The sequence below is a fragment of the Pectobacterium araliae genome (assembly GCF_037076465.1).
GTDB classification, from domain to species: Bacteria; Pseudomonadota; Gammaproteobacteria; order Enterobacterales; family Enterobacteriaceae; genus Pectobacterium; species Pectobacterium araliae.
The window spans coordinates 907,005-933,320 of sequence record NZ_AP028908.1 but is presented as its reverse complement, the minus strand read 5'-3'; the positions used below and the strand labels follow the sequence as shown (position 1 = coordinate 933,320).

Below are 26,316 nucleotides of genomic sequence, written 5' to 3'. Positions count from 1 at the left end.
GAGAGTATATCCACATGGAAAAAATAGATGATTATCCGGTCAGTCGCGTTCCGTTAAATGTTCGACTGCCTTTTTTAAATGTAGCGTTAGTACATATCGGTATGTTAACTGCGCTAGACCAATTTATGCTAGGCGCAGTGCTCGGCCATTCAATGACGCTAAGCCAGGCATTTATCGCTATCTTTATTGGCAGCACCATTTTTGGCGTAGTGACGGTGGGATTAGGCTACGCGGGAATGAAGGAAGGCATGTCCGGTAGTCTTCTTGCGCGCTGGTGCGGTTTCGGCCGTATTGGTTCCGTCCTGATTGGGCTGGTTATCGCCATTAGCCTCATCGGCTGGTTCGGTGTCCAGAATGCCGTATTCGCCAAAGCACTCAACTTCGCGATGGAGAACAAGCTCGGCTTTGGCTGGTCTGCTGCCCTTTCCGGCATTGCGCTGACACTGCTGGTTGCCTTCGGATTCAGAGCATTACGCTTCACCGCCAAAATTGCCGTACCGATGTTTATTCTTGTTGTCGGCTATATTTCGATCATGACGCTCTCCGGCCACAATATTGCTGAACTGCTTGCCTCAGCTCCCAATGGCGAAGTCATTTCCATTAGCACTGGCGCGACGATGGTGGTAGGCGGTTGTATTGTCGCTAGCTTAATTACCCCAGACATGACACGTTATTCCCAAAAAGGAAAACACGTTTTCTGGATGACGATGTTATCGATTATCGTCGGGGAATTTATGGTGAATGGCCTCGCCATCATTATTGCCCGCGCACTCAATACCTCAGACGTCGTGACGATCATGTCCCAGGCAGCGGGTGGGCTCGGGCTGATTGCCGTGATATTTTCGACATTGAGAGTGAATGATATCAATCTTTACTCTTCCTCTTTAGGTATCGCCAACGCGATAGAAGGTGTCACGGGAAAAAAACTACGTTATGTCTCAATAACGCTGGTGATTGGCCTCATCGGTACCGCGCTATCCGTAGCCGGTATTCTGGACCGCTTTATCGATTTCCTGACGCTGCTGGGCGTGCTATTCCCACCGATAATCGGCGTGATGCTGATTGATTATTATATTTTACGCACTCACAGAACGCTGCTCGACACCAGTCGTGCCGAAGGTCAACTACCCGACAGCGCACAAACGCCGTTGATTGGCTGGCCGGCTATTATTTCCAGCATTGTCGGTGCCATCGTCGGATTAGCGTTTGAGTGGGGTATTCCTGCCTTTAATTCGCTACTGGCCGCCAGCCTGATTTATTGGGTAATAAAGCGCCACACCAATAACGCTATTTATTTTAAGAAACTCGATCATAAGAAAAATTTAAAATGAAATAGGTTATGCGATAAAATTAATCTATAATCCATATCGGCCTCTTTAATAGAGGCCGATATTTTTCACTTAAGTAAAATATACCCTAAATAATTTGAGTTGCGTGACAAACCGCAAGCGTTGACCCTTAAGGGCAACGCACAAGCAGCTTGAAGGATGACGGATATAGGCCATGATGGCCTTGGGATAGGGTCTTATATATCGACGAGAAATTAATTCTCGAAAAATAATAAGGCTGATAAGCAATATTCATGCTAGGAAAAGGATTTATGCCAAAAATAAAAACACTTCTCACGCCGCTGAACTGTCTACTCGTTTTAAGTAGCGCATTGATGGTCAATACGGCAAACGCCGCTGAAGCTTGCGTCGCAGGTAACTGGCAGGTAAATAGTTCCATCACTGATATGCCTTCCGTGAAATACCAGACAGAGCACTTTGCCTTCCGTTGGAATAATAACGACGTTAATCGTAATGATGCCGTTGCCGCTGGGCAGAAACTGGAAAAAATTTGGGATAAGTTCATTAACCAAATTCAGTACCCCGAGCCTTACTGCAAGCAAACCGTAAAATATAAAGCCAATATTCACATCGATCCCACTTTTGGGCTCAACGGCGGTATTGCGGGTGATGGCAGCATGGGAATGTGGATCGGTTCCGCTTCACTGAAAGATAACTGGGGGCTAGCGCACGAATTTACCCATGCGCTGCAAGGGCAAACCGGCGGCTTCCAGAGTACGGGCGATAACTACGTTGGCTGGATTTGGGAATCCCACGCGAACTGGATGACGCACCAACTGGATGAATTCCGCGGTACGTCGGCACACTGCTCGGAAATGCAGGTCAACTACTCGCATATTTATCTGGGTTCAACACGTAACCGTTACTGCAACTGGCAGTTCATGGAATATCTGAAGGACCGCTTTGGCTATGGCATCATCAATGATATATGGTCAAAAGCGCCGAAAGGAGGCGAAAGTGGCCAGTCTACCGCCGATCCGCTGTCCGTTCTGCGTACCAATATGGGCTGGAGCCAGTCTGAATTCAACGATGTCTTCGGCGACTGGGCAATGCACAACGTCAACTGGGATTACATCGATCCAGACGGTTTCGACCGTGGTCGTTTTTATCGTTCAACCTACGGCAGCTATGGCGCGGTACAACCCAACCAAAGTAACGCTGACCGCCTGCTGCGAACCACCGCGCTTGAGCCGGTTGTCGGTGCCAACGCCAACCTTAGGCGCTTCTCCGTTCCGTTCGATCAGGCTCCGCAGCAGTTAGGCTACAACATTGTCAAACTGATCCCAGAGAGCGGTGCGACGAAAATCACCGTTAAATTCAGTGGTATAGTACAGAGCAAATCGGCCATTACCCGCTTCCCTGGGCTGAAGAACGATCCGGCAACCATGCCTCAGCCGAATTCCGACTGGCGCTGGGGGATTGTCGCTATCGGATCGGACGGCGTTTCACGCTACAGCGAATTGCAGCGCGGCGCGTCCGCCACGTTGAAAAACTTCACTATCCGTCAGGACGATCGCGGTATTTACATGGTGGTCATGGGTACGCCATCGCAAATGCAGAAGATCAAGTGGGATCAGGCTTACTACTCCCTTTACCGTTATCCGTGGATGGCTGATTTCACTGGCGTTTGGCCGGAAGGCAGCCAACCCGGAGCACCGAATCCAACCGCTAACGGCTCTCGCCATCCAAATGGCGGCGGCTGGGTGTCTAACTCCGCGAATGTCGCCCCTACCGCCTACGTCGGGCCTTATGCTCGCGTCATCGGTGGTACGGTAAGGGATAACGCCAGAATTGAAGATCGTGCCACGATTCTGAACGGAACGGTGGAAGGTCGTGCCGTTGTCAGTGGCCTGACGGTAATGCAGGGTAATACCATCGTGCGTGATAACGCACGGCTGCATACGGTCTTTATGGGGCCAGGCGCGTATGAACGCGGTATTGTGCTGTCAGGCAACGCACAAATGCGTGGAGATGCAGAAATTCGCGGCGTTTCCGCGTCGCAGGGCGTGTTCTATGGCTTTATTGATGAGAATGAAGTCAGAAGCAGCGCAGCCGGTGCTTACCTGACCGACGCCGTGCCAGAAGTAACGGCAGTCCCAGTCTACAGCACGAAATAGCATAACGACGAAAAGGTATGGGATGCGCTCAGAACCCCATCGGGCTCCCCATAAATAAACAGGCCGCCATGTTGGCGGCCTGTTTTATGTGATGCATAGCACAGATTCTTAGAACAGCGCACCAGGCGGTACGTTTTTATAGGTATTCAGGTAAGCCGTCAGCATTTTTTTAAAGAGGTTACGCACTTTTTTCATCTTGGTTTTACTTCACTCGTTGTTTTAATTACGCGATGGTATGACTTTTTAGCGATAGCTTGTCTTAATGGCAAGCCCTGCTTTATGTCGATGAATTGTACAACTCCCGTTGAACAAAATCACCTTTTTTGTGATGCAAGTCACATAATAAAATTTACCAGCACTATCTCCTAACCCACTCTCGACCCATGCTGATTATCTTTTGTTGCGAATCATTACCCTCAGTGACCAATACGCAGCGGGCTATGCTATGCTCATGATGAAAAAAGAAATTTTAATCACTTTCCGTTATTAATTGAGCGCTAGCAGTTAGCCCACTTTTTACGCACGGTTGCTACCGTTTCGCCATTGGTTATTCGCTGATGAAGGCCCCTTCCGCCCACATGGAAACCTGGAAACTTAACCTCTTCTCTGCCTGGCTGGGATGCTTTTTCACCGGGCTGGCTATGAGCCAGATACTGCCCTTCTTGCCACTGTACATTGAGCAGCTTGGCGTTAATTCACACGAGTCGCTGAGCCTGTGGTCTGGTTTGATCTTCAGCTCGTCTTTTCTCATCTCTGCCGCCGTGGCACCACTATGGGGAAGCCTCGCCGACCGCAAAGGGCGAAAGCTCATGTTGCTGCGCGCCGCACTCGGCATGGCGATCGTCATGTCGCTGCAAGGGTTAGCGACCAACGTGTGGCAGTTGTTCATCCTGCGTTCGTTAATGGGACTGACCTCCGGCTACATTCCCAACGCGATGGCACTGATCGCCTCACAGGTTCCGCGTGAAAAAAGCGGCTGGGCGCTGGGGATGCTATCGACAGGACAGATCGCCGGCGTCATCCTTGGTCCCTTATTCGGTGGCTTTATGGCCGACTATATCGGGCTGCGCATCGTCTTTTTCATCACTGGCGGCCTGTTGTTTACCAGCTTTCTGATTACGCTTTTCGCGATCAAAGAGAGCGTGGTTAAGGTCACCAAAGAAAACAGGCTAAGCGGGAAAGCCGTCTTTGCTTCGCTGCCTTATCCGGCACTTATCATCTGCCTGTTCATTACAACGATGATGATCCAGATGGCAAACGGCTCCATCAGCCCTATTCTCACCTTATTCATCCGCGATCTGGCTCCCGGTACGGACAATATTGCGTTTATCAGCGGCGTGATTGCGGCAATTCCCGGCGTGTCTGCCCTGCTATCGGCACCACGCCTTGGTCGTTTAGGTGACCGCATCGGCGCACACCGCGTGCTGATCGCCGCGCTGGCGATCAGCGTGCTGCTGTTCTTAATTATGGCGATGGTACAAAGCCCGACACAGCTTGGCATTCTCCGCTTTCTGCTAGGCTTTGCCGATGGCGCACTCATGCCAACCGTACAGGCGCTACTGGTCAAGTACAGCAGCCAGCAGGTGACAGGCCGCATCTTCGGCTATAACCAGTCATTCATGTATTTAGGCAACGTGCTGGGGCCACTGATGGGTTCTGGCGTCTCCGCCCTGATGGGGTTCCGCTGGGTGTTCGCCGTCACCGCTTTTCTGGTGTTATGTAATACGCTGCAACTCTTTTTCACCTTCAGGAAACCACGCGGAAAAGGGTAACTCACCCCCGAAGGATAACGATCCGGCCAGTCATTCTACTGGCCACTCATTTTTGCTGTTAATCCCGCCAAATCCATTTTTCCTTTCATGGGTGTTCACTCATGGTCGTCAAAAAATGAGGTAAAAACATCAAAAAAACTTATTTCTTGACAAAAAATCACCATAAATACGCATCACTTTGAAAAATTAATCACATAAATGTAAAAAAACTTAAACAAACTCTACCTATATTGGCTGCTTTGTTTCGGCGCCACGCGAATTGCTCTGTTCAAACATTCGCGCTTGTAGGGAAATGAGTAATGAGAAACTGGAACGAACCTAAAAAGCAGAAAGCCCACATCGATTTGGTTCCCATGATCGATGTAATGATGTTCCTGTTGGTCTTCTTCGTCCTGATCAGCATGAACGTTATTCCTGCGCTAGGCCTGAAAACGCAGCTCCCCACCGCAGGCAGCGCACAGCAACTCAAACCACAGAAAAAAGCGATCATCACGCTTGCCGCACAGAACCATCTTGAGCTGGACGGGCAGCCAATAGTACTGAGCGAACTCATCAATACGCTGCAACAACAGCAGCAAGATCAGCAAACCACCATCATTATAAACAGCGATAAAAGCGTCGAGGTTGAGCGCCTGGTCGCTGTCATGGATACCCTGCGTCAAGGGGGCTTTTCGTCCATTTCTATCGCAACCCGGAAATCGTGACATGTATCTGCTCTATCGCTCACGCCACGCCATCAGTTGGTTGCCGTTACCGGTGTTTGCTGCCTGCCTGTTCTTCGCCAGCCAACAACCGCCGCTGAAAGTTCAGCAGCAATACGATGAAACCGTCATGGCGCTCACGCTGGCTGAACCGGAGGCGATTCCCCAGCCCGAGCCGATCCCTGAGCCAGAACCAGAATCGGTGCCACAACCTGAACCCGAGCCGATTCCGGTTAATGAACCCGATCCGATCGTAGAAGCGCCGCCGATTACGCCCCCCAAACCGGAAGTAAAGCCGAAGCCTAAACCCGAGGTTAAACCTAGGGCAGAGACCAAACCTAAACCGATGCCCGCACAGCCCAAATCGACCGCGCTACGCCCAGAAGCCCCGGTAAAAGCGCTCCCCTCTGCGCCGTCGGTGAATGTCGCCGCGTTGGAAAATAGCTATGCGCAGGCGCTACGCGCGCAGCTTGAACAAACCAAACGCTACCCAACAGGGCGACAGGCATCGCTTGAACGTCCCGAAGGTCGCGTTGAAGTCTGGCTGGAAGTGGATCGCACAGGGCGAGTCATCAGCTCAGGGATCAATAACAAAGCGCCCAGCATGCTGCTTAACCGCGCGGCGCAGACCAGCTTACAGAGTATCAAACAGGTTCGGGCCTTCCCTGCCGATGCCTTTGCAGGACAAAGCACAAAACGCTTTTTAGCCACGTTCGATTATCAGGCGCAGTAGCATTTCGCGCCTGAGCAAGAGAGTAAATCAGCAAAAATAACGTCAACAACACGTTGATAAGCAAGCTACTGATAATACTAGGATTATTAAATGAAATCGTTCAAACTTTCTGGGGTATGTTTGTCCGTCGTCGGCGCATTATTGGCAAGCTCCGCGCTGGCGGAGGAAACGACAAATGTCGGCACGATCAACGTACAGGGACAACCGCTCGGCGCAGGATTAATGGTTCAGGAAGACAGTGCCAAATCGCGCTCGACCGTGACAAAAGACGCGCTGGATAAGATGCCCGCCGCAGGCAACGCCATTGATAAACTAAAATACACGGCGGGACTGAACGTCAGCAGCAACGACGCCAGCGGCTTAAGCGGCGTCAGCTATACCATGCGCGGCATGAGTGCGGATCAGGTCGGCCTGTCATCCGACGGCATCCCCGTTAATGACTCCGGCGACTACGCCGTGTACCCGAACGGCATGGGCGACCCGGAAAACCTGGAGCAAATATTTGTCACCCAAGGTTCATCAGAAATGGATGGCCCACACATTGGTGCCAGCGGCGGCAACATCGGGCTGGTTTCCCACCGTCCCGCCAAAGATTTTGGTGGTTTCGTTAAGCAGACGTTCGGCAGTAACAATCTCAGCAAGACCTTCGCCCGTCTGGAAACCGGTAAACACAACGGCTTCAGCAGTTGGCTTTCCTACTCGTATACCGATTCAGACAAATGGCGCGGGGCAGGCTATTCCCGCGCCGATAAAGTCGAGTGGAACGGCCTGTATGAACATGAGAACGGCCACAGCAGCAGCCTGATTGTGAAATACAATCAGCAAGATACCATCAACTATTCGACGCTGAGCAAACGACAGTTTGAGCAAAACGGGCGTAAGATGGATTACGCCACGACGCCGGTTTACAACAGCCGTGGACAGATTTCTCAATACTACAAAATTAACCGCAATAACTTCGAAACGCTGAATGTTACGTTCACCCAGAAATTGCAGTTGCGCGATAACCTGGCACTGACCTTACAACCCTACTATTTCTCAACGAACGGCGGCAGCTTCGGCAGCGGAAGCGCCAGCGTGTTATCCGCCACGTCAGATCGCGCGGGTAACTACGATCTCAGCAATCTGACCTCCAACACTTACTACCGCCCATCGTGGACGGAAACCTGGCGGCCTGGTATCACGACTAAGCTGAAATGGGATCTTAACGACGAGCATAGTCTGGATATCGGCTACTGGTTCGAGCGTGCCCGCCAGCGCCAAACGCAGCCTTTCATTCCGATTAAGAGCGACGGCACTCCGGTTAATATCTCCGGCAAACCCGGCGATGCGAATCAGGTCACCGACGCGAACGGGAACGTGGTTCAAGGCCGTAACCAGTTTACCGTCACGCCAGCACATAAAATCTGGATTCAGGACACCTGGTTCTTCTCCCCAGAATGGACGTTCACCGGCGGTCTGGCCTATCAGCACGTAGAGCGTGACGGGACTAACCTCGGCAGCCTGTATAACGTCGCAGAGAAAAAGAACAAGAAATACCACGAATTCCTGCCTAGCTTTAACGCGGCTTACCGCATCAATACCGAAAATCAGGTGTTCTATAACATCACGCGTAACATGCGTACCCCGCCTAACTACGTCTTGTATAACGTTGGCGATTCCATCAATACCAAGCCTGAGCTGAGCTGGAATCAGGAACTCGGCTGGCGCTTCCAGGATGAGGACATGTTGCTGAGCGCCTCACTGTTCTTTATCCGCTTTACCGATCGCCAGATCTCCAGCCGTAACGCCGATGGCGAGTACGAAATGATCAACGCCGGGAAAGTGGAAAACAAAGGGCTGGAACTGGAGTGGAGCGGCAAGCTGCCACACAACTTCAACTACTTCGCGGCTTACACCTATACCGATACTGAGCAGAAAAACAATCTCGCCACCGGCGGCAGCCAGCTCCCCACCACGGGCAAGCAGGTCGCCAATGCGCCGAAAAATATGCTCAACCTCGGATTGGGTTATGACGACGGCCTCTACTATGCCGGCGTGAACAGCCGCTATGTTGGCTCGTTCTACGGCGACATGACCAATGACGAGAAGATCGGCGGACGTACCGTTTTCGATCTCAGCGCCGGTGTCTATCTGCCAGTGGATAAGAAGATCGTGAAAAGCGCCACCCTACGCTTTGGCGTCAGCAACCTGTTCGACAAAGCGTATCTCGACTCTGCGCGCTCCGTGAGCTTCAACTCACGATCGTATAACGGCGTATCGGCAGGCACACCGTTCTACAACGTCGGGGAAGAACGCACCTTCAACGCCTCACTGGAAGCCACGTTCTAATCTGTTAATAGTCTAAATACAGAGCAAAACGGGGGTAATGGGATAGAAGAGTAAAGCGTCCGCGCCAGGGATGGCGCGGCTCGAGCTTACAAGGATGTACTTGCAGCGTCTTTACGATCTACCCATTACACCCGCCCGACGCATGTCGTCATCAATCACAAACAACGCCTAATAAGGCAACAGAGGGATCCGGCCATGAACGCCGATATGCTGCACGAGATTATTTTCTACGTCATGTACGCCTCGCTGGTGATCGCCCTGATGATCATCATCGAACGCAGTCTCTATTTTTCCTATACGCGTCGGCAGGCCAAGCGTCTGGATCGCGCCCTCACGGCAGAGATTCGCCACGAGCACGATCTGCCGGATGCGCTGACGCAACGTCCCAGCCTGCCCATTACGGTAGTCATGCCGGTTCTGGCGCAGTCACATCAGACAGAAAATCGCGATGCGCTTAACGACCTGATCGACGCACAATATCTGCAAAGCAAGCCGCAACTGTCGCGCGGATTATGGATTCTGGAAACCGTCGTCACCGCAGCGCCGTTACTGGGGCTGCTCGGCACCATCATGGGGATCATCGAAACCTTCAAAGTGCTGTCCGCCGCAGGGATTTCCGACCCGAGCCAGGTTTCCGCTGGCATGGGAACCGCGCTGTACGCCACCGGACTGGGGATCGCCATCGCGCTGGTTTGTCTACTGGGGAATAATTTTCTGCAAAGCCGGATGGAACACATCAACGAAATGCTGAAAGTCCTGCTGATTCGCGCCGGAATGCCGCATACTCGCCAACAGAAAGCAGGCCCCGTCGTGACGCACCATTCCATGACAGACAGTGCCATGACAGAAAAAGCAATGGCGGAGAAACGCTATGCTTAAGCGTTGTGGTTTCACATCTCCGGGGCAACGTTGGAAGCATTGCATCAACACGCTGCTAACAGGAGGCGTATTGTTTATTGTCAGTGCATCAGCCCATGCTGATGCTGACGGCAGCGCGAATCGCGATCGCACTCCCGGCTATGAATTAGTGTATGACGCCCCGGTGGAAACCACGCTGACCGCCCCCGATTTACGCCCCAGCGACGCGGTGTGGATCTCGCTGTTTGATCACGCGCAGCACACCATTGAACTGGGCCAGTTCTATATCGCCAATCAGGCAGGAACGCGCTTTGATAACGTCTTACAGCACCTGCGTGCCGCCGGAGCGCGCGGCGTGCGAATCCGCCTGCTGCTTGAAGAAAAAGGGCTAAGAATTTCTACGCCGGACACGCTGGAACAGCTCAAAACGATTCCGAATCTGGAACTGCGCGTGATTCCTTTTGAACGTCTGAACGGCGGTATTGTGCATGCTAAATACCTGCTGGTTGATGGCAAACAGGCCTACATGGGCAGCCAAAATCTTGACTGGCGGGCGTTGGAACACATTCACGAAACGGGGTTATTGATCGACGATCCCCGCGTGGTTACTCAGATTAGCGCTATCTTTGAACAAGACTGGCAGGCACAGGCGCGACTGATTAACGGCGAAACCGTTGCGCCGCTGCCCGCAGCAACGCAGCCCACTGACCGTTCGGGCAACTATCTGGTTGCCAGCCCCAAAGCATTCAACCCCGCAGGAGTAATCGATTCCGAAGAAGAACTCCCTCGTTTGCTGGCCGAAGCTCAGCAACAGGTTCGTATTCAGGTGATGGATTACGTCCCGCTCTCCTACGGCCCGGATAAAACGCGCCCTTACTACGCGGTTATCGATAACGCGATTCGCGCTGCCGCCGCACGCGGCGTACAGATCGAGCTGATGGTGTCCGAATGGAGCACCAAAATGCCGAACATCGCCTACCTGAAGAGTCTGGCAATACTACCCAACATCCAGATCAAAACGGTATCGATCCCCCAGCCCAGCAGCGGCTTTATCCCGTTTGCGCGCGTGATCCACAGTAAGATCATGACCATCGACGGCAAAAAAGCCTGGATCGGCACCAGCAACTGGAGCGGCGGCTACCTGGATAACTCGCGCAATCTGGAAATGGTGATCCAGAGCCAACCGATGGCGCAGCGGGTAGATAGACTTTACACACAGCTTTGGAACAGCGAGTACGCGCATCCTTTGCGCATTGATTATGATTACCCTCGGCCCAATCCGGGTGGTATCACTTCATCCACGACAGACGGCACGGTCACTGCACCGTAGCCATGACCAAAATGACATTTGATGGGGAATAGCATGAAACAAACGTTGTTAGCACTGCTGGTTGCCGGATTTCTGCCGTTCAGCGCGCAGGCCGAAGGAGAAAAAGTGACACGCTACGTCGTCACCTTCCCGGCCAGCGATCATGTTGCGTATCAGGGTAAATTCACTAAAAATTTTCCCAACGGTCTACCTGTTGGTATTGGCTCTGGTCTTTATTTCACAGGCAAACAGGGTGATGACCTGATGTTCACCACCGTCACCGATCGCGGCCCAAATGCCGATGCGCCGCTGGTCGGAGAGAAAGAGGCCAAGATCTTCGCCAGCCCTGACTACGCGCCGCTGATGATGGACATTCGGGTCAGCGCGAAGGCCGCCGAGGCCATTACCCCCCGCCCGCTGCACGATGCCGAGGGCAATATCACCGGGCTGCCACTGCCTGCGGATTTTATCGGCACCACCAATGAAGTCGCGCTAAACGACGCGCTACAATCACTCAACACCAGCCAGCGCGGGTTGGACACCGAAGGCGTTACGCCAGATGGCAAAGGCGGCTTCTGGCTGTGTGACGAATACGGCCCGTTCCTGATCCATGTTGATGCCAGTGGAAAGATCCTGCAAAAATTTGGGCCAACTCCTGTGGGCAATGAGCACTCGGTTGCCAGTGGCTTACCGAATATCATCAAATGGCGTCAGCCGAATCGGGGCTTTGAAGGACTGACTCGCCTGCCGGACGGCACGATCGTCATGGCCGTGCAAAGTACGCTGGATATCGACGGCAAAACCAAAAACAAAGCGCAGTTTACACGTCTGGTGATATTTAACCCAGAAACCAAAACCAGCCGCATGGTGGGCTACCCCATCAACATCGACAGCTATAAGAAAGCGAAAGATGCCAAAATCGGCGATATCGTGGCACTGGATAATCAGCGCATTCTGCTGGTCGAGCAAGGTGCGGATAAAGACAAACAGATGCAGAACCGCATCTATCTGGTCGATCTCAGCAAAGCGAGCGACCTGACGCCGTTCGATACCGACGGCAAATCGCCGGAATTTGACGATCTCGCCCAGTTGGAAAAACGCGGCATTACGCTGGCGCACAAACAGGAGCTGGTGGATCTGCGTAAGCTTGGCTGGCAACAGGAGAAAGTGGAAGGTCTGGCGCTGGTGGATAAACAGACGCTGGCCGTCATTAACGACAACGACTTTGGCCTGCAATCCGTGCTGCAATCCCCCGTGAAGGCGAAAGACAAAGCGGACGACTATCAGGTTGCTGCCGATGGCAAGCTCACGCGAGACGGAAAAGCGGTCGAGACCACGTTAGCCATCAAACCGTTGGAGAAGCCAGAAGCTGATAATGAACTGTGGGTGATTACCCTGCCACAGCCACTACAATAATATTGAAATCGCTTTCAGCATAGCTTCCACCGGAAACGGTGGAAGCCACAATTCAACGTGTTCAGGCGTGCTCGAACCAGTCGCTATTCTGTTGTGCAATCGGCGTGATCGAATAGATCATTTCCTGCAAATGCTCACGGATCGCTTTCTCCGCGGCATCGGGGTCGCGCGCTTTCAGGGCGCTAAAAATCAGATAGTGCTGTTGGATCAAATTTGGCGGGGGAGAAATCTGGCTCAGGCTGAGAAAACGCACGCGGTCCATCGTTGCTTTGATCGATTCGATGGTTTCCCACGCTAACGGACAGTTGGCAATCTGTGTCAGAAGCTGATGGAAGCTGTCATCAAGGCTAAGGAACTCACGCACCTGGTTATTCTGCGCGGCCAGTTCCTGACGGCGTAAGTTGTGCTCCAGCGTTAGCAGCTGCCTATCCGTCACCATTTCGGCTGCCCGACGCACAATGGCACATTCCAGTGCCTGACGGATAAAACGTGCATCCGCCACGCGCTGTTCGGAGATCTTCATCACAAATGTACCGCGCTGCGGCATAATCTGCACCAGTCCGGCTTCGGCTAGCTTGATGAAGGCCTCTCTGACCGGCTGACGGGAAACATCAAAACGCACAGAAATTTCTTTTTCAGACAGCAATTTACCCGGCGGAATAGTGCATTCCACAATATCTTTGCGCAGTACGCGATAAATTTGCTGGTTTACTGGTTCGTTGTTGTTGATTTGAAAAGACGTATCCATGCCACTATGTTTACCCAAGAAGTTTACCGTTTATGATACATGTTAATTTGGGACTATACTCGCCATACTTACCACCTGCTATACGCCAAACTGCATATTCGCTAACTTCTCTTATCCCCCCACCCACACCAGTCAGTGGGAGGATAATGAGAAACAGGGTATCTCTGGTCGTTCCTTAAGCATGTCTCGTTCAACGGCTATCTATATTCGACTGACTTAAGCGTATCCCCTCTGTTTAAAGATACATCATTACACGCTAATCACACGCTGACATGATTCAATTACGGCATGAGCAAATTAGGCAAGAACATTACTGTTTGCGGGAAGACAAATAATACCGCGACGAAAATAATAAACGCGAATAAGTAGGGCACTGAAGCCTTCATAAAATGTACGGTATCACATTTTAAAATCCCACAGACCGTATACATACAAATACCAACTGGCGGCGTATTCGCTCCCAATAGCGTTAAGGTAATGAACATAATTCCGAAATGAATAGGGTCGTAACCTATTTCGGTCACAATAGGCAATAATATTGGCGTTAGCAGTAGAACCAGAGGACTGGCATCCAAAACCATACCAACGACGAGTACCAAAGCAAAAATCAGTAGCATGATACCTGTCGGGCTTTCTGTAAACTCAGTAATAAACTCAGTCATTGCCTGGGGCAATTGGTCCAACACGCTGATATGCCCCAGAATAAAGGCAGCCATAACCAAGAGCATAACAATACCGAGATCGCTTAGCGTTTCAGTCAGCGTATCAAGCAGCCCTTGCCAAGTAAGTTCCTTATAAACCAGACCACCAATAATAATGGCATAGAGAACAATAAATGCCCCTGCTTCTGACGTCGTAAATAGGCCTAAACGAATCACTACAATGAGAATAACGGGGAACATCAGCGCCCAAAAGCCGCGGCGAAAGCTTACCATAACCTCTTTGAACGTCGGCTTTGACACCGTTTCTGGTTGGATATTCATACGACGAGCCATGATATAATTCGTTATCATCAGGGTTATCGTCAGCAAAAAGCCCGGAATAATACCTGCAAGGAACAATTTACCAATAGAAACGTTACCGACAAACCCAAATAAAATTAACAAGATACTTGGGGGTAACGTAGCGGTGATCAATGACGCAAAAGCGATAACAACCGCCGTATAAGCTCGGGGATAACCCCGATCGATCATAGAGAACCCGAGCATACGCGACTGCATAGACGCATCAGCAACTGCCGAACCAGCAACGCCGCCCATAAGCATCGCGAGTAATACGTTAATTTGCGCCAACCCGCCGATCATCCAGCCGGTCAATAGACGGGAAAAATCCAACAAACGCTCGGTAATCCCTGTCCGTGTAAGTAAATTCCCCACAAGAATAAACAGAGGAACAGCAATCATTGGAAATGACTGTGTCGGCGCGGCAAATTTTTGAAAAGCGATACCAAGCGGTAGAAAGTCGGACGTAAAGAAATAGGCTAAACTTGATAGGGCAATAACAAATCCTACTGGCATTCCCATCAACATAAAAACAATAAATAATACACCGGTCAGCCATATCATGGTAAATCACCTCCAATAGATAATGCTCGGCTGGATTTAATTTTATCAATCAGTTGCTCAACACAGGTAAACATTATTAACAAACATCCTGTCGGGACTGCTGCACTTAAAAAAATATGATTTATCTCGGAAATAGGTAATACATGTGCCCGCGTATCCCAGGAAAAAAGGTATCCAGAGTAAGCCCCAAAACCAAGAAATACGATAATAAACACCCTATTAATGTAATCTATTACATTTTGCAAACTCTCAGGCAATCGCTTCAATAGAAAATCAATTCCCATATTGCGTTGATTGGCTTGGGAATAATGGATGGCGAACATGCTTACCCAAGCAAATAAAACCATGGATATTTCTATAGACCAAATCAGTGGATACCCCACAGCTCGTCCAATAGCCGCAACTAAAATAAGTATTACCATGATTACAAACATAATCTTTGCAATAGCTATTTCTATTTTAATCAATGTATTCATCTGTAATATCTCACACAACGTCCCGCCATAAAGACGGGATCGGCACAGAGGTAATTAAGCTAATCTATTTGGTATCCAGTGCGGCTTTCAGACTGTCACGCGCGGATTCTAAACCAAGTTTAGCGGGTACATTAGCACAGGCGGTTATAAAAGGACTGAGATCGATCTCTTCCACTTTGGCACCACTCTTTATCATTTTTTCTAAAACCGTATTACTTTGCTCTATAATTTTTTGGGATGCGAATGCCCCTGAATTATAAGATTCTTCATGAAGAATTTTCTGATATTCAGCAGGAAGTTGTTCAAACCATTTACTGCCAACAACAATTGACGTCATTAAGTGGTAGTGGTTAGTTTTAGTAATGTATTTAGCCACCTCATTGAGCTTAGAACCGTATAGCGCAGTTGGGTGCGCCTCGGCAGCATCCACTACGCCAGTCTGAATGGCGGAGTAGACTTCGGACCAGGCCATAGGTGTTGGTGAGGCTCCCATACAGTTGATTGTTTCGATAACAATAGGAGCATCAGGTACTCTTACTCTGATACCTTTTAAATCAGCCGGCTGTGTGAAAGGTTTTTTCGTAATCATCATACGAGAACCTTGATACCAGTTGAACGAGAGGCTGACCAAACCCGATTTATCCTGTAACTGTGATTCCCATCCTTTAAATAAGGGGGTTGCGACAAATTTTGAGGCTTGTTCATAATTTGACAATAGGAAGGGAGCATTGAGTATTGCCAACTCTGGCACAAATTGCGCCAGCCTGCCGCCATCGGTAAGCACACCAACATTACTTCCTACCTGAGCCTGCTGAATCAATTCCCCATCCGCCCCCAATTGGCCACTTGGGAATAACCGCACTCGTACTTTTTTATCCGTGCGTTTTTCAACATTTTTCTTGAATTCTTTAAATCCAGCATAAATAGGATCGTCTGGCGCTAACGCAGTGCTCAAGTTGAAATCATAGGTTTTAGCAGCAGCAGAAGATAAGGAAAAAAGAGAAAGTAATGAGGCAATCGCTATTGTTCTACCGATCCCAGATGTTAGCACATAAGAATATTTTCTTTCGAAACCTAAGGTATATTTAGACATATCTTTCTATTCTCCAAAGGAAAAATTACGAATGTAAAAATACCAGTCCTGCTATTTTTAACATATCAATGCATAAATTACCTTCCTGTCAAGGTAGCAGAAAAATAATTTAACATACTATTACTTAAGGCATATTTATCCTTAAACACCCGTTGGTTAACCCTTATTTAGCAATAGAATTGATAATATCTCATAACCACACAACGCCCTGGCAATAACAAGACCTACCTACCATACAAGCAAATTACGTTATTTTATCTCCAGTTATTTATTTTGCGACATTTATCACAAAGACTTAATTTATATTAAAATCGATATTGAATTTATAAGTTCAGGCGGCGTCATCAAGCTAAAACCTTATAAATTGCCTCAGGTAATTCAGCATGGCTTCTATTAAGTTGCAGAATTATTACCCACGATCATTCATCTCTTGCGCCAGCTTAACGACTTCAGCCCATACTCCATCATCAACGGGAATGCCTTTGACAAGATTTTCTTTTCGATTTTTAGCTGAATTTTCTCCGGGGTAATAAACCTCGTTTTTACCTTCTGCTGGCATTGATGATTTAACGTAATCTGCCACGCTGTCAGCCATGCGATCGCTAAATTCACTGCCGCCAAGTTGGGCGGGATCGAAGACCATAAAAATCTGGCTAGCTCCGGTACAACTACCTTTACCAATGTTATCAATCTCATTTGTCGGATGACCCGCGGACAATAACGCCGCCATTGCATCTAACAGAACTGCCATCCCAGAACCTTTCCAGTATCCAGTAGGGAGGATGCGCATAGATTGTTCAATAGGTCCTGGTTCATCGGTTAAATTTCCTTGTTGATCGAAACCTCCAGGAAATGGCAGACGTTCATTTTTAAGCCGGGTAACCTGCAATTTGCCGTATGAGTATTGCGACATGGCCATATCCAATACGATCGGTCCTTTTTCTCGCGGTACAGCCATGACAAAAGGGTTATTGCCTAAGCGGGTATTTTTTGCTCCCCACGCAGGCATACACGATTCCGTATTCGTCCAACAGATTGCGGCAAGACCTTTTTCCGCGGCTTTCCAGCCGTACGCTCCGCCGCGCATCCAGTGCGTGGTATTACGTAAAGCAACAATTCCTATGCCATATTCACGTGCTATCTCCGTCGCTTTTTCAACCGCAAACAAGGCGTTGGTGATGCCAATACCCTGGTTACCATCGTAGATCTGCATCACGCCCAATGACTTAACCTGTGTGGGCTCAGCTTGAATATCGATCCAACCTTTTTTGACATAATCAATAAACCGGGATACGCGATTTAAGCCATGCGAGTAAACGCCATCACAGCTGGACTCAGTGTGAATTTGCGCGCAAACATCCGCTTTTTGCTCACTTAATCCCGCATTCAAGAAGGCATTCTTTACGGTCTCTTTCATGACATCAAAACTAATTCTTTGCATGTTTTTCATCTCACTCTACAGATCAATATGTCACGATGAACATCACCATGACTGGATAGCTAAAACCATGTAGCAACGCGCTCTCGGGCTTTGTGCGAATTTACTCATCGCTTTTCCTTCCTGAGAAAGCGTTTCCTGTGACTTATCCTTCCTAACTGATAACCTCATCAATGATTACTACCATACAAGTACAGCAACATTGATAACTTGAGTCGCCTCACAATTATTAACATTTGCAACATTTATCTAAAAACAAGGCGGGATAGGAATACATCAAAAGGGTGGTATTCGGAGGGAGGGAATAGGGATAAGCAGAGCAAGGAAGTAAACATTCCCCTTGCCCTACATGGTAGCGATAGCCAATGTGCTCAGCGGCTACCGCCGTTTTACAGTTACCAGTGTATCGCCTGCAACGTTCCCTTCACGCCTTTTTCTAACAGCGTTAGATAATGTTGCGTTACCGTCTCGACAAAGACCGCATTTTTCGGAAGATCGTCGCCAAAAATCGCCGTCAGCGTCAGTAATGCCGCGATTCGGCTTTCGCCTTCTTCACTGCGCTGCACGGTATTGGCAATCTGATCTTTCAGCGGGTCGCTGATTTCAATCGGCTGCCCTTGCTCATCCATGCCGCCGACATAGCGCATCCACCCCGCCACACCGAGTGCCAGCGCATCAAAGCGGCTGCCATTCGCCAGATGCCAGCGGATCGAATCCAGCATCCGCTGCGGCAGCTTTTGCGAACCGTCCATCGCAATCTGCCAGGTACGGTGTTTTAGTGCCCGGTTACGATAGCGATCCAGCAGCGCATCCGCATAGGCGGCGAGATCGACGCCCTGGGTACGCAACGTTGGTGCCTGCTCGCGCAACATCAAATGGTGTGCCGCCGCGGCCAGCGCGCCGTCCTGCATGCACTCGCTGATATGCTGATAACCAGCAAGATAACCCAGATACGCGAGAAACGAGTGGCTGCCGTTGAGCATACGCAGCTTCATTTCCTCAAACGGCAGCACGTCCTGTACCAGCTCCGCACCCGCTTTTTCCCATGCGGGACGGCCGTTAACAAAGTGATCTTCAATCACCCACTGGAAGAACGGCTCACAGGCGATCCCCGCCGGATCGGCGACGCCCAACAGCCCTTGGATCGTCTCCAGCGTTTCTTCGGTGATAGCCGGAACAATCCGGTCCACCATCGTGGACGGAAAGGTGACGTGCTGTTCAATCCAGCGCGCCAGTTCGACATCCTGCTGTTCAGCCAACTGCACGATAACGTTGCGCGTAACGTGACCGTTTTCTGGCATATTGTCGCAGGACATCACGCTGAATGCCGGTAGCTGGCGTTCCCGTCTGCGTTTGATGGCAGCCAGAATCACACCGGGCAGGGAGCGTGGTTCTGCAGGTAACGCCAGATCGTGGCAAATCAGCGGATGTTCACTATTCAACTGCCCCGTCGCCGGATGGTGGCAATAGCCTTTCTCCGTTACAGTAATCGACACGATGGCAATATCCGGCGCGCTTAACGCTTCCAGCACCGCCTCAATGCCCTCGACTTCCGCGTGCAGCGCACCAGTCGCGACACCGACGATCCGACTATGCCAGCCGCTGTCCGCCATTTCGGACACCGACCACAGCAAATCCTGCTGACGAATGGCTTCGATCTGCTGCTCACCGCCGATCAGGTTAATCTCGCAATAGCCCCAGTCGCTGCCCTGCTCCGCCGCCAGTTTATCGGCACAGACCGCCTGATGAGCCCGGTGAAACGCGCCAAAACCAATATGCGCAATACGTGTTTTTAATAGGCGTCGGTCGTAACGTGGCACAACAACCTGCGGTTTAAGGGTAGAAAATTCATTAATACTCATCGTTATCCCTGATAGTTGATTCAAAAATATGGCAACACCCTACGTAATTCGAGTGGTAGAAAGATCAATTTATCTACCACTCAAACTAATGGCAAACTGAACGTTATGCTGCGTCGTCTAATTCATCTAAATCACGATCTTTGACTTCTGGCATGCTGATAGCCGCGAATAAACCAATCAGCGAGTAGACAATAAGCATCACGACAATCGGCCACCAGGAACCGGTCATATTGCAGAAAATACCTGCTAATACCGGACCAAAGCCAACAGCAACCAAACCACCGGTTTCTTTAGCAATCGCCATTTGCGTAAAGCGGCTGCGTCCACCAAACATTTCCGCCAGAGTGATATTTTCTAGTGCAAATAATCCCAGCACCGCGAAGTTATGAATAATGATAATACTGACGATAATGACATTAACGCTATTCTCTTTATCAACGATAAGAGAGAGCATCGGGTAGGCTAACAATATCGCCGAGATATTCAGAATAATATAAGGTACGCGACGACCGATTTTATCCGACAGCCATCCTAATAATGGAATGGTAATAAAGCCGATAATAGAGCTAATCATTAAGGCATCTGTCGGAATATATTTCTCGAACAACAGCGTTTGAACTAAATACCCTGCCAGGAAGGTTTGAATGAGTCCTGAGTTTCCCGCCTGACCAAAACGCAACCCGACTGCCAGCCAAAATGCTTTGCCTTTGAACATCGACAATATGGATTTTTGCTCGCTTTGCTCAACCACCAGAGTAGAAGACGGTTCTTCAGTGCCGGAAACATCATTGCTGACTTTCTCAAAGACCGGACTTTCTTTCAGGTTCATACGCAACCAGATCGCGAATATCATCACGACGACACTGGCCAGGAACGGTACACGCCAGCCCCATGCCAGTAACTCTTCTCTTTCAAGGGTGAAAAACATAACGGCCCAGATAGCCGTGGCGCTGAGCGTGCCGCAGTTAGTACCCATCGCAACCAATGAGGAAATAATCCCGCGTTTCCCTTTCGGCGCGTATTCAGCCAGCATGGTGCCTGCACCGGAAATCTCCGCGCCTGCGCCCACCCCTTGCACAATACGCAAGGTCACCAGCAAGATCGGCGCGAAAATACCAATCTGTGCATAGGTCGGCAGCACACCGATTAAGGTGGTACAGATCCCCATCATGGTGATGGTAATAAAGAGCACTTTCTTTCTACCGATGGAATCACCCATACGGCCAAAAATAAAGGCGCCGACAATACGCGCAATATAACCGGCACCATAAGTGCCCATTGCCAGAATCAGCGCCATCGCTGCCGATTGTTCAGGGAAAAATATTTCATGGAAGACCAGTGCCGCCCCCAACGAATACAGCTGGAAATCCATGAACTCTAATGCAGTGCCCAGCCAACCGGACACCGCCGCTTTAACTAAGTCAGAGGTACTTCTTGCAGGCTTATTCTGTCCAGATGCTATCTTATGCTTATTCATATATATACTCTCGACGATTTGTAATTATGGTAGAGCACAGTAAATAAAATTACTGTTCATCATGGTGTCGCAATCCACTCCAGGCTGTTATTAACAGTCTGGAGTAATTAAGAGAGAAATAATTACGTCAAAGGAATCATTATATTATCATTTAGCCGATATAGTTTTTCCTTTTATATATCCCCTATTGTCAATAACGTGTTATTCATCATTAAACGTCAGTAGGACTTTACAGCAGCGTTTTTGATCTTTTTCAAAGACCTCAATCGCCTGAATGACCTGCTGATAATCAAACCGGTGTGTGATCAGTTTTGCCGGATCGATGCGTTTTTCTTTCAGCCACTCAATCACGATAGGGAATTTATTAGCATTCAATCGCGATGAGAAAATAGAGAGCTCTTTGCTGGTGATCCCCTGCTGGCTAACCTGACAAGGTTCGCTGGAGAAACCCATGATGGCGATACGCGCCGCTGGGGAGGCAATCGTAATCGCTTCCTGCAAAATAGACGGATGGCAGGCAGCGTCAACAATCAGCGTAGGCTTGATATTTAGCGTATCCAATTCATCTTTTAATGACAGCGACGCGTTGTTGATGACCCTATCCGCTCCACTACGCAATGCCATATCCAGACGTTCAGGAATGCGATCAACAACGATGACCTCCTTCACGTTGAACACACCTTTCAGTACCTGAACCGAGGTCAACCCCATCGGTCCCGCACCATAAATCAGAGCGACATCCTGCTTCGTCGGCTTCACCTGTGCGGTCACGTTGGCGGAAATCGTAAAGGGTTCCACCATCACGGCAAATTCATCGGGAATCTCATCGGGAATAACGTGTGCATTCTTCGCTGGTACGGCAGCGTACTCGCTGAACCCACCGTCACGATGCACACCCAGCACCACCAGCGAGGTACAAACATTCGGTTTGCCGATGGAGCAAGGGTAGCAGTGCCCACAGCTCACGACAGGATCAACTGAGACACGCTCACCGAGTCGTGACGCATCGATACCCTCGCCAACAGCATCAATCACGCCGAAGAATTCATGCCCGATGACGCGTGGGTACTTAGCAAAAGGATTATGCCCGCGGTAGATGTGGCTATCTGAACCACAGATACCCGCCAGCTTCACTTTTACTCGAACTTCACCTGCCGCCGGCTGAGGAATAGGGCGTTCTTCAATTACCAGCGAATTTGGCTGCTGTATCACAATACTTTTCATGTTTTGGCCTCTGATTACCAATTCCACAACGTACCGTCTTCCAGACGGGCAACGGGCAAATAAGCGGGGTCATAGGGATATTTGGCCGCCAGCTTTTCATCGAACTCAATGCCTAATCCCGGCTTTTCACCTGGGTGCATATAACCGTTATCAAATGTCCAGTTATGTGGGAACACTTCCAGCATTTGTTCCGAATAGCCCATGTATTCCTGCACGCCGAAGTTTGGCACCCAAAGGTCAAAATGCAGCGCCGCCGCCATGCAGATAGGTGACAGATCTGACGGCCCATGCGAACCGGTTCGCACCTGATAGAGCGACGCAAAGTCGGCGATGCGGCGCATACCGGTAATCCCGCCTGCGTGGGTAATCGTGGTGCGGATGTAATCGATGAGCTGTTCTTCAATCAGTTGCTTACAATCCCAAATGCTATTAAAGACCTCACCGACTGCAATCGGCGTAACGGTGTGCTGACGGATTAAACGGAAGCATGCCTGATTTTCCGCAGGTGTCGGGTCTTCCATCCAGAACAGACGATAGTCCTCAACGCTTTTACCAAAGCGCGCCGCTTCGATCGGCGTCAGGCGATGATGCATGTCGTGTAACAAGTGCTCGTTGAAGCCAAACTTATCGCGCACCGCTTCAAACAGCTTGGGCGTGAAATCGAGGTATTTCTCTGTGGACCACAGTTGTTCTTCCGGCCAATTGCCTTTCGTCGCAGGCTCATACGCCAGCCCTTTACCTTTCGCCATCCCGTAGGTGGTTTTCATGCCCGGCACGCCGCACTGCACGCGAATCGCCTTGAAGCCCTGATCGCGGTGTTTGGCGTAATCATCCAGTACTTCATCAATCGAGTGACCCGTCGTGTGGCAATACACCATGACGCCCGTGCGCGATGCGCCGCCCAGCAGTTGATAAAGCGGCATGTTGGCGGCTTTGGCCTTGATGTCCCACAGCGCCATATCCACGGCCGAAATCGCGGACATGGTCACTGGCCCGCGACGCCAGTAAGCACCTTTGTAGAAATACTGCCAAATGTCTTCGATCCGGTGCGCATCACGCCCAATAAGCTGCGGACACACATGATCCTTGAGGTAAGAGGCGACAGGCAGTTCACGCCCATTGAGCGTTGCGTCACCAAGACCGGTTAATCCGCTATCTGTCGTAATTTTCAAGGTGACAAAGTTCCGCCCTGGGCAAGTGACAAACACTTCAGCGCTGACAATTTTCACGTTACTTATCCTTCTGTGCAGGTAATCATTTGTTCATGCTGACTACCATACAAGTATATTAACGCTGATAATTTGAATCGCCTCACATTATTCACATTTGCAATATTTACCTAACAGCGAGAAGAAGAACAGGGAAGAACCGAAAGGGGTTAAACGCGCTACCGATCAGGCTCGCGGTAATCTTGCAGGAAATCCAGAAATAGGCGCACCATGGGAATATTTACGCTGCGCTTCAGGTAGCTAATCGCAAAAGTCCTTTTCAATTGTTCTTCCAGCGGGATCACGGCGACATCATAGGCAGTCAGACTTTTGGCGACGGACGAACAAAGGAAGACGACGCCGGATAGGTTCATCACCAGATCCATAATGATGTCCATGTTGCTGCATTCACGGAAATAGCTGGGGTTGATGCCCTGCCGGGTGAAGGATTCTGAAACGGCAGCATGCTCACCCGTTCCTTTCTGCGGCACGATCAGCTTTTCTTTTACCAACTGTGGCAAGCTGAGTGTCTTACTGTCGGCAAGCGGGTGCTGCCTTGCCATCACGGCAACAATGTCATCAATCTGACAAAGGGTGTGATGAAATAAAGGATCGTTCAGATATTCATCAAAAGGCGTCGAAAAAGACAGGTGAATCTCGCTGTTGCGCACCCTTTCCAGTAAATCGGTGCTCACGCCGTCAATGAAAGAGACATCGATATTGGGATAAGCTTTCTGAAACAGGTTAAACACATTGTAATGCGCCAGGCGATTAAAAATCGGGATCACGCCAACCAGTAACGCACCGTCCGTGCTTTCCTCATAGCTGCTGACGAACTGTTCCAGCTCATAATGCTCTTTAATCATCCCCTGAATTTTGTCAGCAAAGATCTTCCCGAACGGCGTCAGAGAAAACTGTCGAGTGGTTCGGTTGATCAGTTTTCTTTCCGTTTCAAGTTCCAGGCGTGCGATCTCCTGTGACAAAAAAGCCTGAGAAATATTCAGCGCCTTCGCCGCTTTAGTGAAACTCCCGACCCGGATGAGTTCCTGATAATAAATCACACGCTTTATGCTAAACATTGTTTTATATTACGCATCAACTGCCTCATTTATAACTACCCACAATAATAATTATAGAGATCTGTAAATAATCAAATGTGATTAAAACCACATTTAATTAATGAGGAATAACGTTAATAACAGATATAGTCAACTTATCATCAATGAGGGAACAATTTATTCGCTAAAGACAACTCGCCCATAACATTAAAGATTTTTTAATATTATTTTCACAACATGATATCGTTCTTCACAAACCTCTCTCATTTACATGCTTCTAACAAAGGACTGAAAGTATGCACTATCCGAAAACAGCAAAAATAGTATTAGCATCACTCACGATGATGAGCGCGACAGCAATCAGTGCAGCACAGAACCAACATGAAATCACTGTAAAACAGGAAACGACATCGGTAAGGTTGATCTCTGATGTGGTTTATTCTCAGGTATCGGTACGGGGCTATCCTAACGTCGCATTAAAAATGGATATTCTTCAACCCGAAGCGAAAAAAGCGCTGCCCGTCGTATTATTCATTACTGGTGGTGGGTTCGTTAACGCCAATAAAGATAATTATCTGCAACAGCGCCTTAACCTTGCCGAAGCCGGTTATGTGGTTGCCAGCATGGAATATCGTGTGGCACCTACCGTGCTCTTCCCCTCTCCGCTGGAAGATGTCAAATCCGCCATTCGCTATCTGCGGGCTAATGCGAAAAAATTCGGTATTGACGGCCAACATACCGCGGTTTTCGGCGCATCTGCGGGAGGCTATCTGGCTGCATTTGCTGGGACAACAAACGGCTCCAAAGCCTATGATAAGGGCGATAACCTCGATCAAAGTAGTGATGTTCAGGCCGTGATTGATTTTTATGGGCTATCCGACCTGACGCTCGTTGGTGAGGGCTTCCCTGACGATGTTGTGCAAAAACACGCATCACCTTCTGCGACTGAAGCTATCTGGGTCAACGGCACAGCGGTGTTTAATGAAGGAGGCGCAATCACCCGTTACCCAGACAAAGCAGCGGCGGCTAACCCGATTAACTTTATCAGCAATGCCACCCCTCCATTTCTCATCATGCACGGCACGAACGATACGCTGGTTTCTCCACGCCAAACCGAGCGGCTGCATCAGGCTCTGGCAGCCAAAAATATTGAATCGACTTACTACAGCGTTAAAGGGGCAGAGCACGGCGGGCTACACTGGCTACAGCCGGAAATCATGCAAATTACCATCCGTTTTCTTGATAAACATCTAAAACCTTGACGTCCACTGATAATTAACCCTTCTATTTCTTCATTATATTTATCTATTTTGTTGCATAAACGTTAGCGCTAAATTAGTGCTAACGTTTTTTATTTGTTGCTAAAAAAAGCCTGGTGAAATTAAACTTATAACAAATCGATGTTTGTTATATAGGGATCTACAAAAAAACAAATGTGACCAAACGCACATTTAGCCTTTTATTGCCATGTTCCAATAAAACCACAACAAGAATGTGGCCTATTCATTATTCCCATCATCATCACTGGTCACTATTTTCTATTCGCGTCAGACTGTGAAATATTAACATTATATCTACGTT

The 26,316-nt window shown here is 49.4% G+C and carries 21 protein-coding genes; 10 read left to right on the top strand and 11 right to left on the bottom strand.

Annotated features, from left to right (window positions below):
* The first annotated feature begins 14 nt into the window (after positions 1-14).
* Positions 15-1,331 (top strand): purine-cytosine permease family protein, encoded by a 1,317-nt coding sequence (locus AACH44_RS04200; RefSeq protein ID WP_261847289.1) that lies wholly within the window; start codon positions 15-17, stop codon positions 1,329-1,331.
* A 269-nt stretch (positions 1,332-1,600) separates the two neighbouring features.
* Positions 1,601-3,466 carry an Svx/AvrXca family virulence/avirulence protein gene (locus AACH44_RS04195; protein ID WP_261847288.1) on the top strand — a complete coding sequence of 622 codons (1,866 nt, stop codon included), beginning with the start codon at positions 1,601-1,603 and terminating at the stop codon, positions 3,464-3,466.
* Positions 3,467-3,574: 108 nt separating this feature from the next.
* On the opposite strand, the gene azuC is transcribed toward AACH44_RS04195, so the two are convergent.
* Complete coding sequence (gene azuC / locus AACH44_RS21170; RefSeq protein WP_425606645.1) at positions 3,575-3,631, bottom strand: stress response protein AzuC; 57 nt, start codon at positions 3,629-3,631, stop codon at positions 3,575-3,577.
* A gap of 413 nt (positions 3,632-4,044) precedes the next feature.
* Here azuC and AACH44_RS04190 point away from each other — a divergent pair, with 413 nt between their 5' ends.
* From AACH44_RS04190 to AACH44_RS04160, 7 genes are all read left to right on the top strand, one after another.
* Positions 4,045-5,238, top strand: coding sequence for a multidrug efflux MFS transporter (locus tag AACH44_RS04190; protein ID WP_261847326.1), 1,194 nt, complete (start codon positions 4,045-4,047; stop codon positions 5,236-5,238).
* 299 nt (positions 5,239-5,537) lie between these two features.
* A complete protein-coding gene (locus AACH44_RS04185; RefSeq protein ID WP_261847287.1) occupies positions 5,538-5,942 on the top strand; it encodes an ExbD/TolR family protein in 405 nt (134 codons plus the stop codon).
* 1 nt (position 5,943) lies between these two features.
* Positions 5,944-6,672 (top strand): energy transducer TonB, encoded by a 729-nt coding sequence (locus tag AACH44_RS04180; RefSeq protein ID WP_261847286.1) that lies wholly within the window; start codon positions 5,944-5,946, stop codon positions 6,670-6,672.
* 90 nt (positions 6,673-6,762) lie between these two features.
* Positions 6,763-9,003, top strand: a complete 2,241-nt coding sequence (locus AACH44_RS04175) for a TonB-dependent receptor family protein (protein WP_261847285.1) — start codon at positions 6,763-6,765, stop codon at positions 9,001-9,003.
* Between the two features lie 195 nt (positions 9,004-9,198).
* Positions 9,199-9,882, top strand: coding sequence for a MotA/TolQ/ExbB proton channel family protein (locus AACH44_RS04170; RefSeq protein ID WP_261847284.1), 684 nt, complete (start codon positions 9,199-9,201; stop codon positions 9,880-9,882).
* The gene (locus AACH44_RS04165; RefSeq protein ID WP_261847283.1) at positions 9,875-11,191 is read left to right on the top strand and encodes a phospholipase D-like domain-containing protein; all 1,317 of its coding nucleotides are present in this window, start codon (positions 9,875-9,877) and stop codon (positions 11,189-11,191) included. Before AACH44_RS04170 ends, AACH44_RS04165 begins: the two co-directional genes overlap by 8 nt.
* Before the next feature lie 33 nt (positions 11,192-11,224).
* Positions 11,225-12,586, top strand: a complete 1,362-nt coding sequence (locus AACH44_RS04160; RefSeq protein ID WP_261847282.1) for an esterase-like activity of phytase family protein — start codon at positions 11,225-11,227, stop codon at positions 12,584-12,586.
* 61 nt (positions 12,587-12,647) lie between these two features.
* Here AACH44_RS04160 and AACH44_RS04155 read toward each other — a convergent pair whose 3' ends face one another.
* The 10 genes from AACH44_RS04155 to AACH44_RS04110 all read right to left on the bottom strand — a co-directional run bounded on the left by AACH44_RS04155 (position 12,648) and on the right by AACH44_RS04110 (position 24,756).
* Positions 12,648-13,334 carry a GntR family transcriptional regulator gene (locus AACH44_RS04155; protein WP_261847281.1) on the bottom strand — a complete coding sequence of 229 codons (687 nt, stop codon included), beginning with the start codon at positions 13,332-13,334 and terminating at the stop codon, positions 12,648-12,650.
* Between the two features lie 281 nt (positions 13,335-13,615).
* Positions 13,616-14,899 carry a TRAP transporter large permease gene (locus AACH44_RS04150; RefSeq protein WP_261847280.1) on the bottom strand — a complete coding sequence of 428 codons (1,284 nt, stop codon included), beginning with the start codon at positions 14,897-14,899 and terminating at the stop codon, positions 13,616-13,618.
* Entirely contained in the window at positions 14,896-15,375 is a 480-nt protein-coding gene (locus AACH44_RS04145; protein ID WP_261847279.1) for a TRAP transporter small permease, read from the bottom strand. The genes AACH44_RS04150 and AACH44_RS04145 overlap by 4 nt, the downstream gene beginning before the upstream one ends.
* Before the next feature lie 64 nt (positions 15,376-15,439).
* Positions 15,440-16,468, bottom strand: a complete 1,029-nt coding sequence (locus tag AACH44_RS04140; RefSeq protein WP_261847278.1) for a C4-dicarboxylate TRAP transporter substrate-binding protein — start codon at positions 16,466-16,468, stop codon at positions 15,440-15,442.
* Between the two features lie 409 nt (positions 16,469-16,877).
* The gene (yiaK, locus tag AACH44_RS04135) at positions 16,878-17,909 is read right to left on the bottom strand and encodes a 3-dehydro-L-gulonate 2-dehydrogenase (RefSeq protein WP_261847325.1); all 1,032 of its coding nucleotides are present in this window, start codon (positions 17,907-17,909) and stop codon (positions 16,878-16,880) included.
* 392 nt (positions 17,910-18,301) lie between these two features.
* Positions 18,302-19,768 (bottom strand): mannitol dehydrogenase family protein, encoded by a 1,467-nt coding sequence (locus tag AACH44_RS04130; RefSeq protein WP_261847277.1) that lies wholly within the window; start codon positions 19,766-19,768, stop codon positions 18,302-18,304.
* Between the two features lie 103 nt (positions 19,769-19,871).
* Entirely contained in the window at positions 19,872-21,245 is a 1,374-nt protein-coding gene (locus AACH44_RS04125; protein WP_261847276.1) for an MFS transporter, read from the bottom strand.
* A gap of 201 nt (positions 21,246-21,446) precedes the next feature.
* Positions 21,447-22,469 (bottom strand): Zn-dependent oxidoreductase, encoded by a 1,023-nt coding sequence (locus AACH44_RS04120; protein WP_261847275.1) that lies wholly within the window; start codon positions 22,467-22,469, stop codon positions 21,447-21,449.
* Positions 22,470-22,483: 14 nt separating this feature from the next.
* Positions 22,484-23,698, bottom strand: a complete 1,215-nt coding sequence (gene manD, locus AACH44_RS04115) for a D-mannonate dehydratase ManD (RefSeq protein WP_261847274.1) — start codon at positions 23,696-23,698, stop codon at positions 22,484-22,486.
* Positions 23,699-23,856: 158 nt separating this feature from the next.
* A complete protein-coding gene (locus AACH44_RS04110; RefSeq protein ID WP_261847273.1) occupies positions 23,857-24,756 on the bottom strand; it encodes a LysR family transcriptional regulator in 900 nt (299 codons plus the stop codon).
* Positions 24,757-25,031: 275 nt separating this feature from the next.
* Between AACH44_RS04110 and AACH44_RS04105 the strand changes: the two genes are divergently transcribed.
* Entirely contained in the window at positions 25,032-25,997 is a 966-nt protein-coding gene (locus AACH44_RS04105; RefSeq protein ID WP_261847272.1) for an alpha/beta hydrolase, read from the top strand.
* The last annotated feature ends 319 nt before the right edge of the window (positions 25,998-26,316 follow it).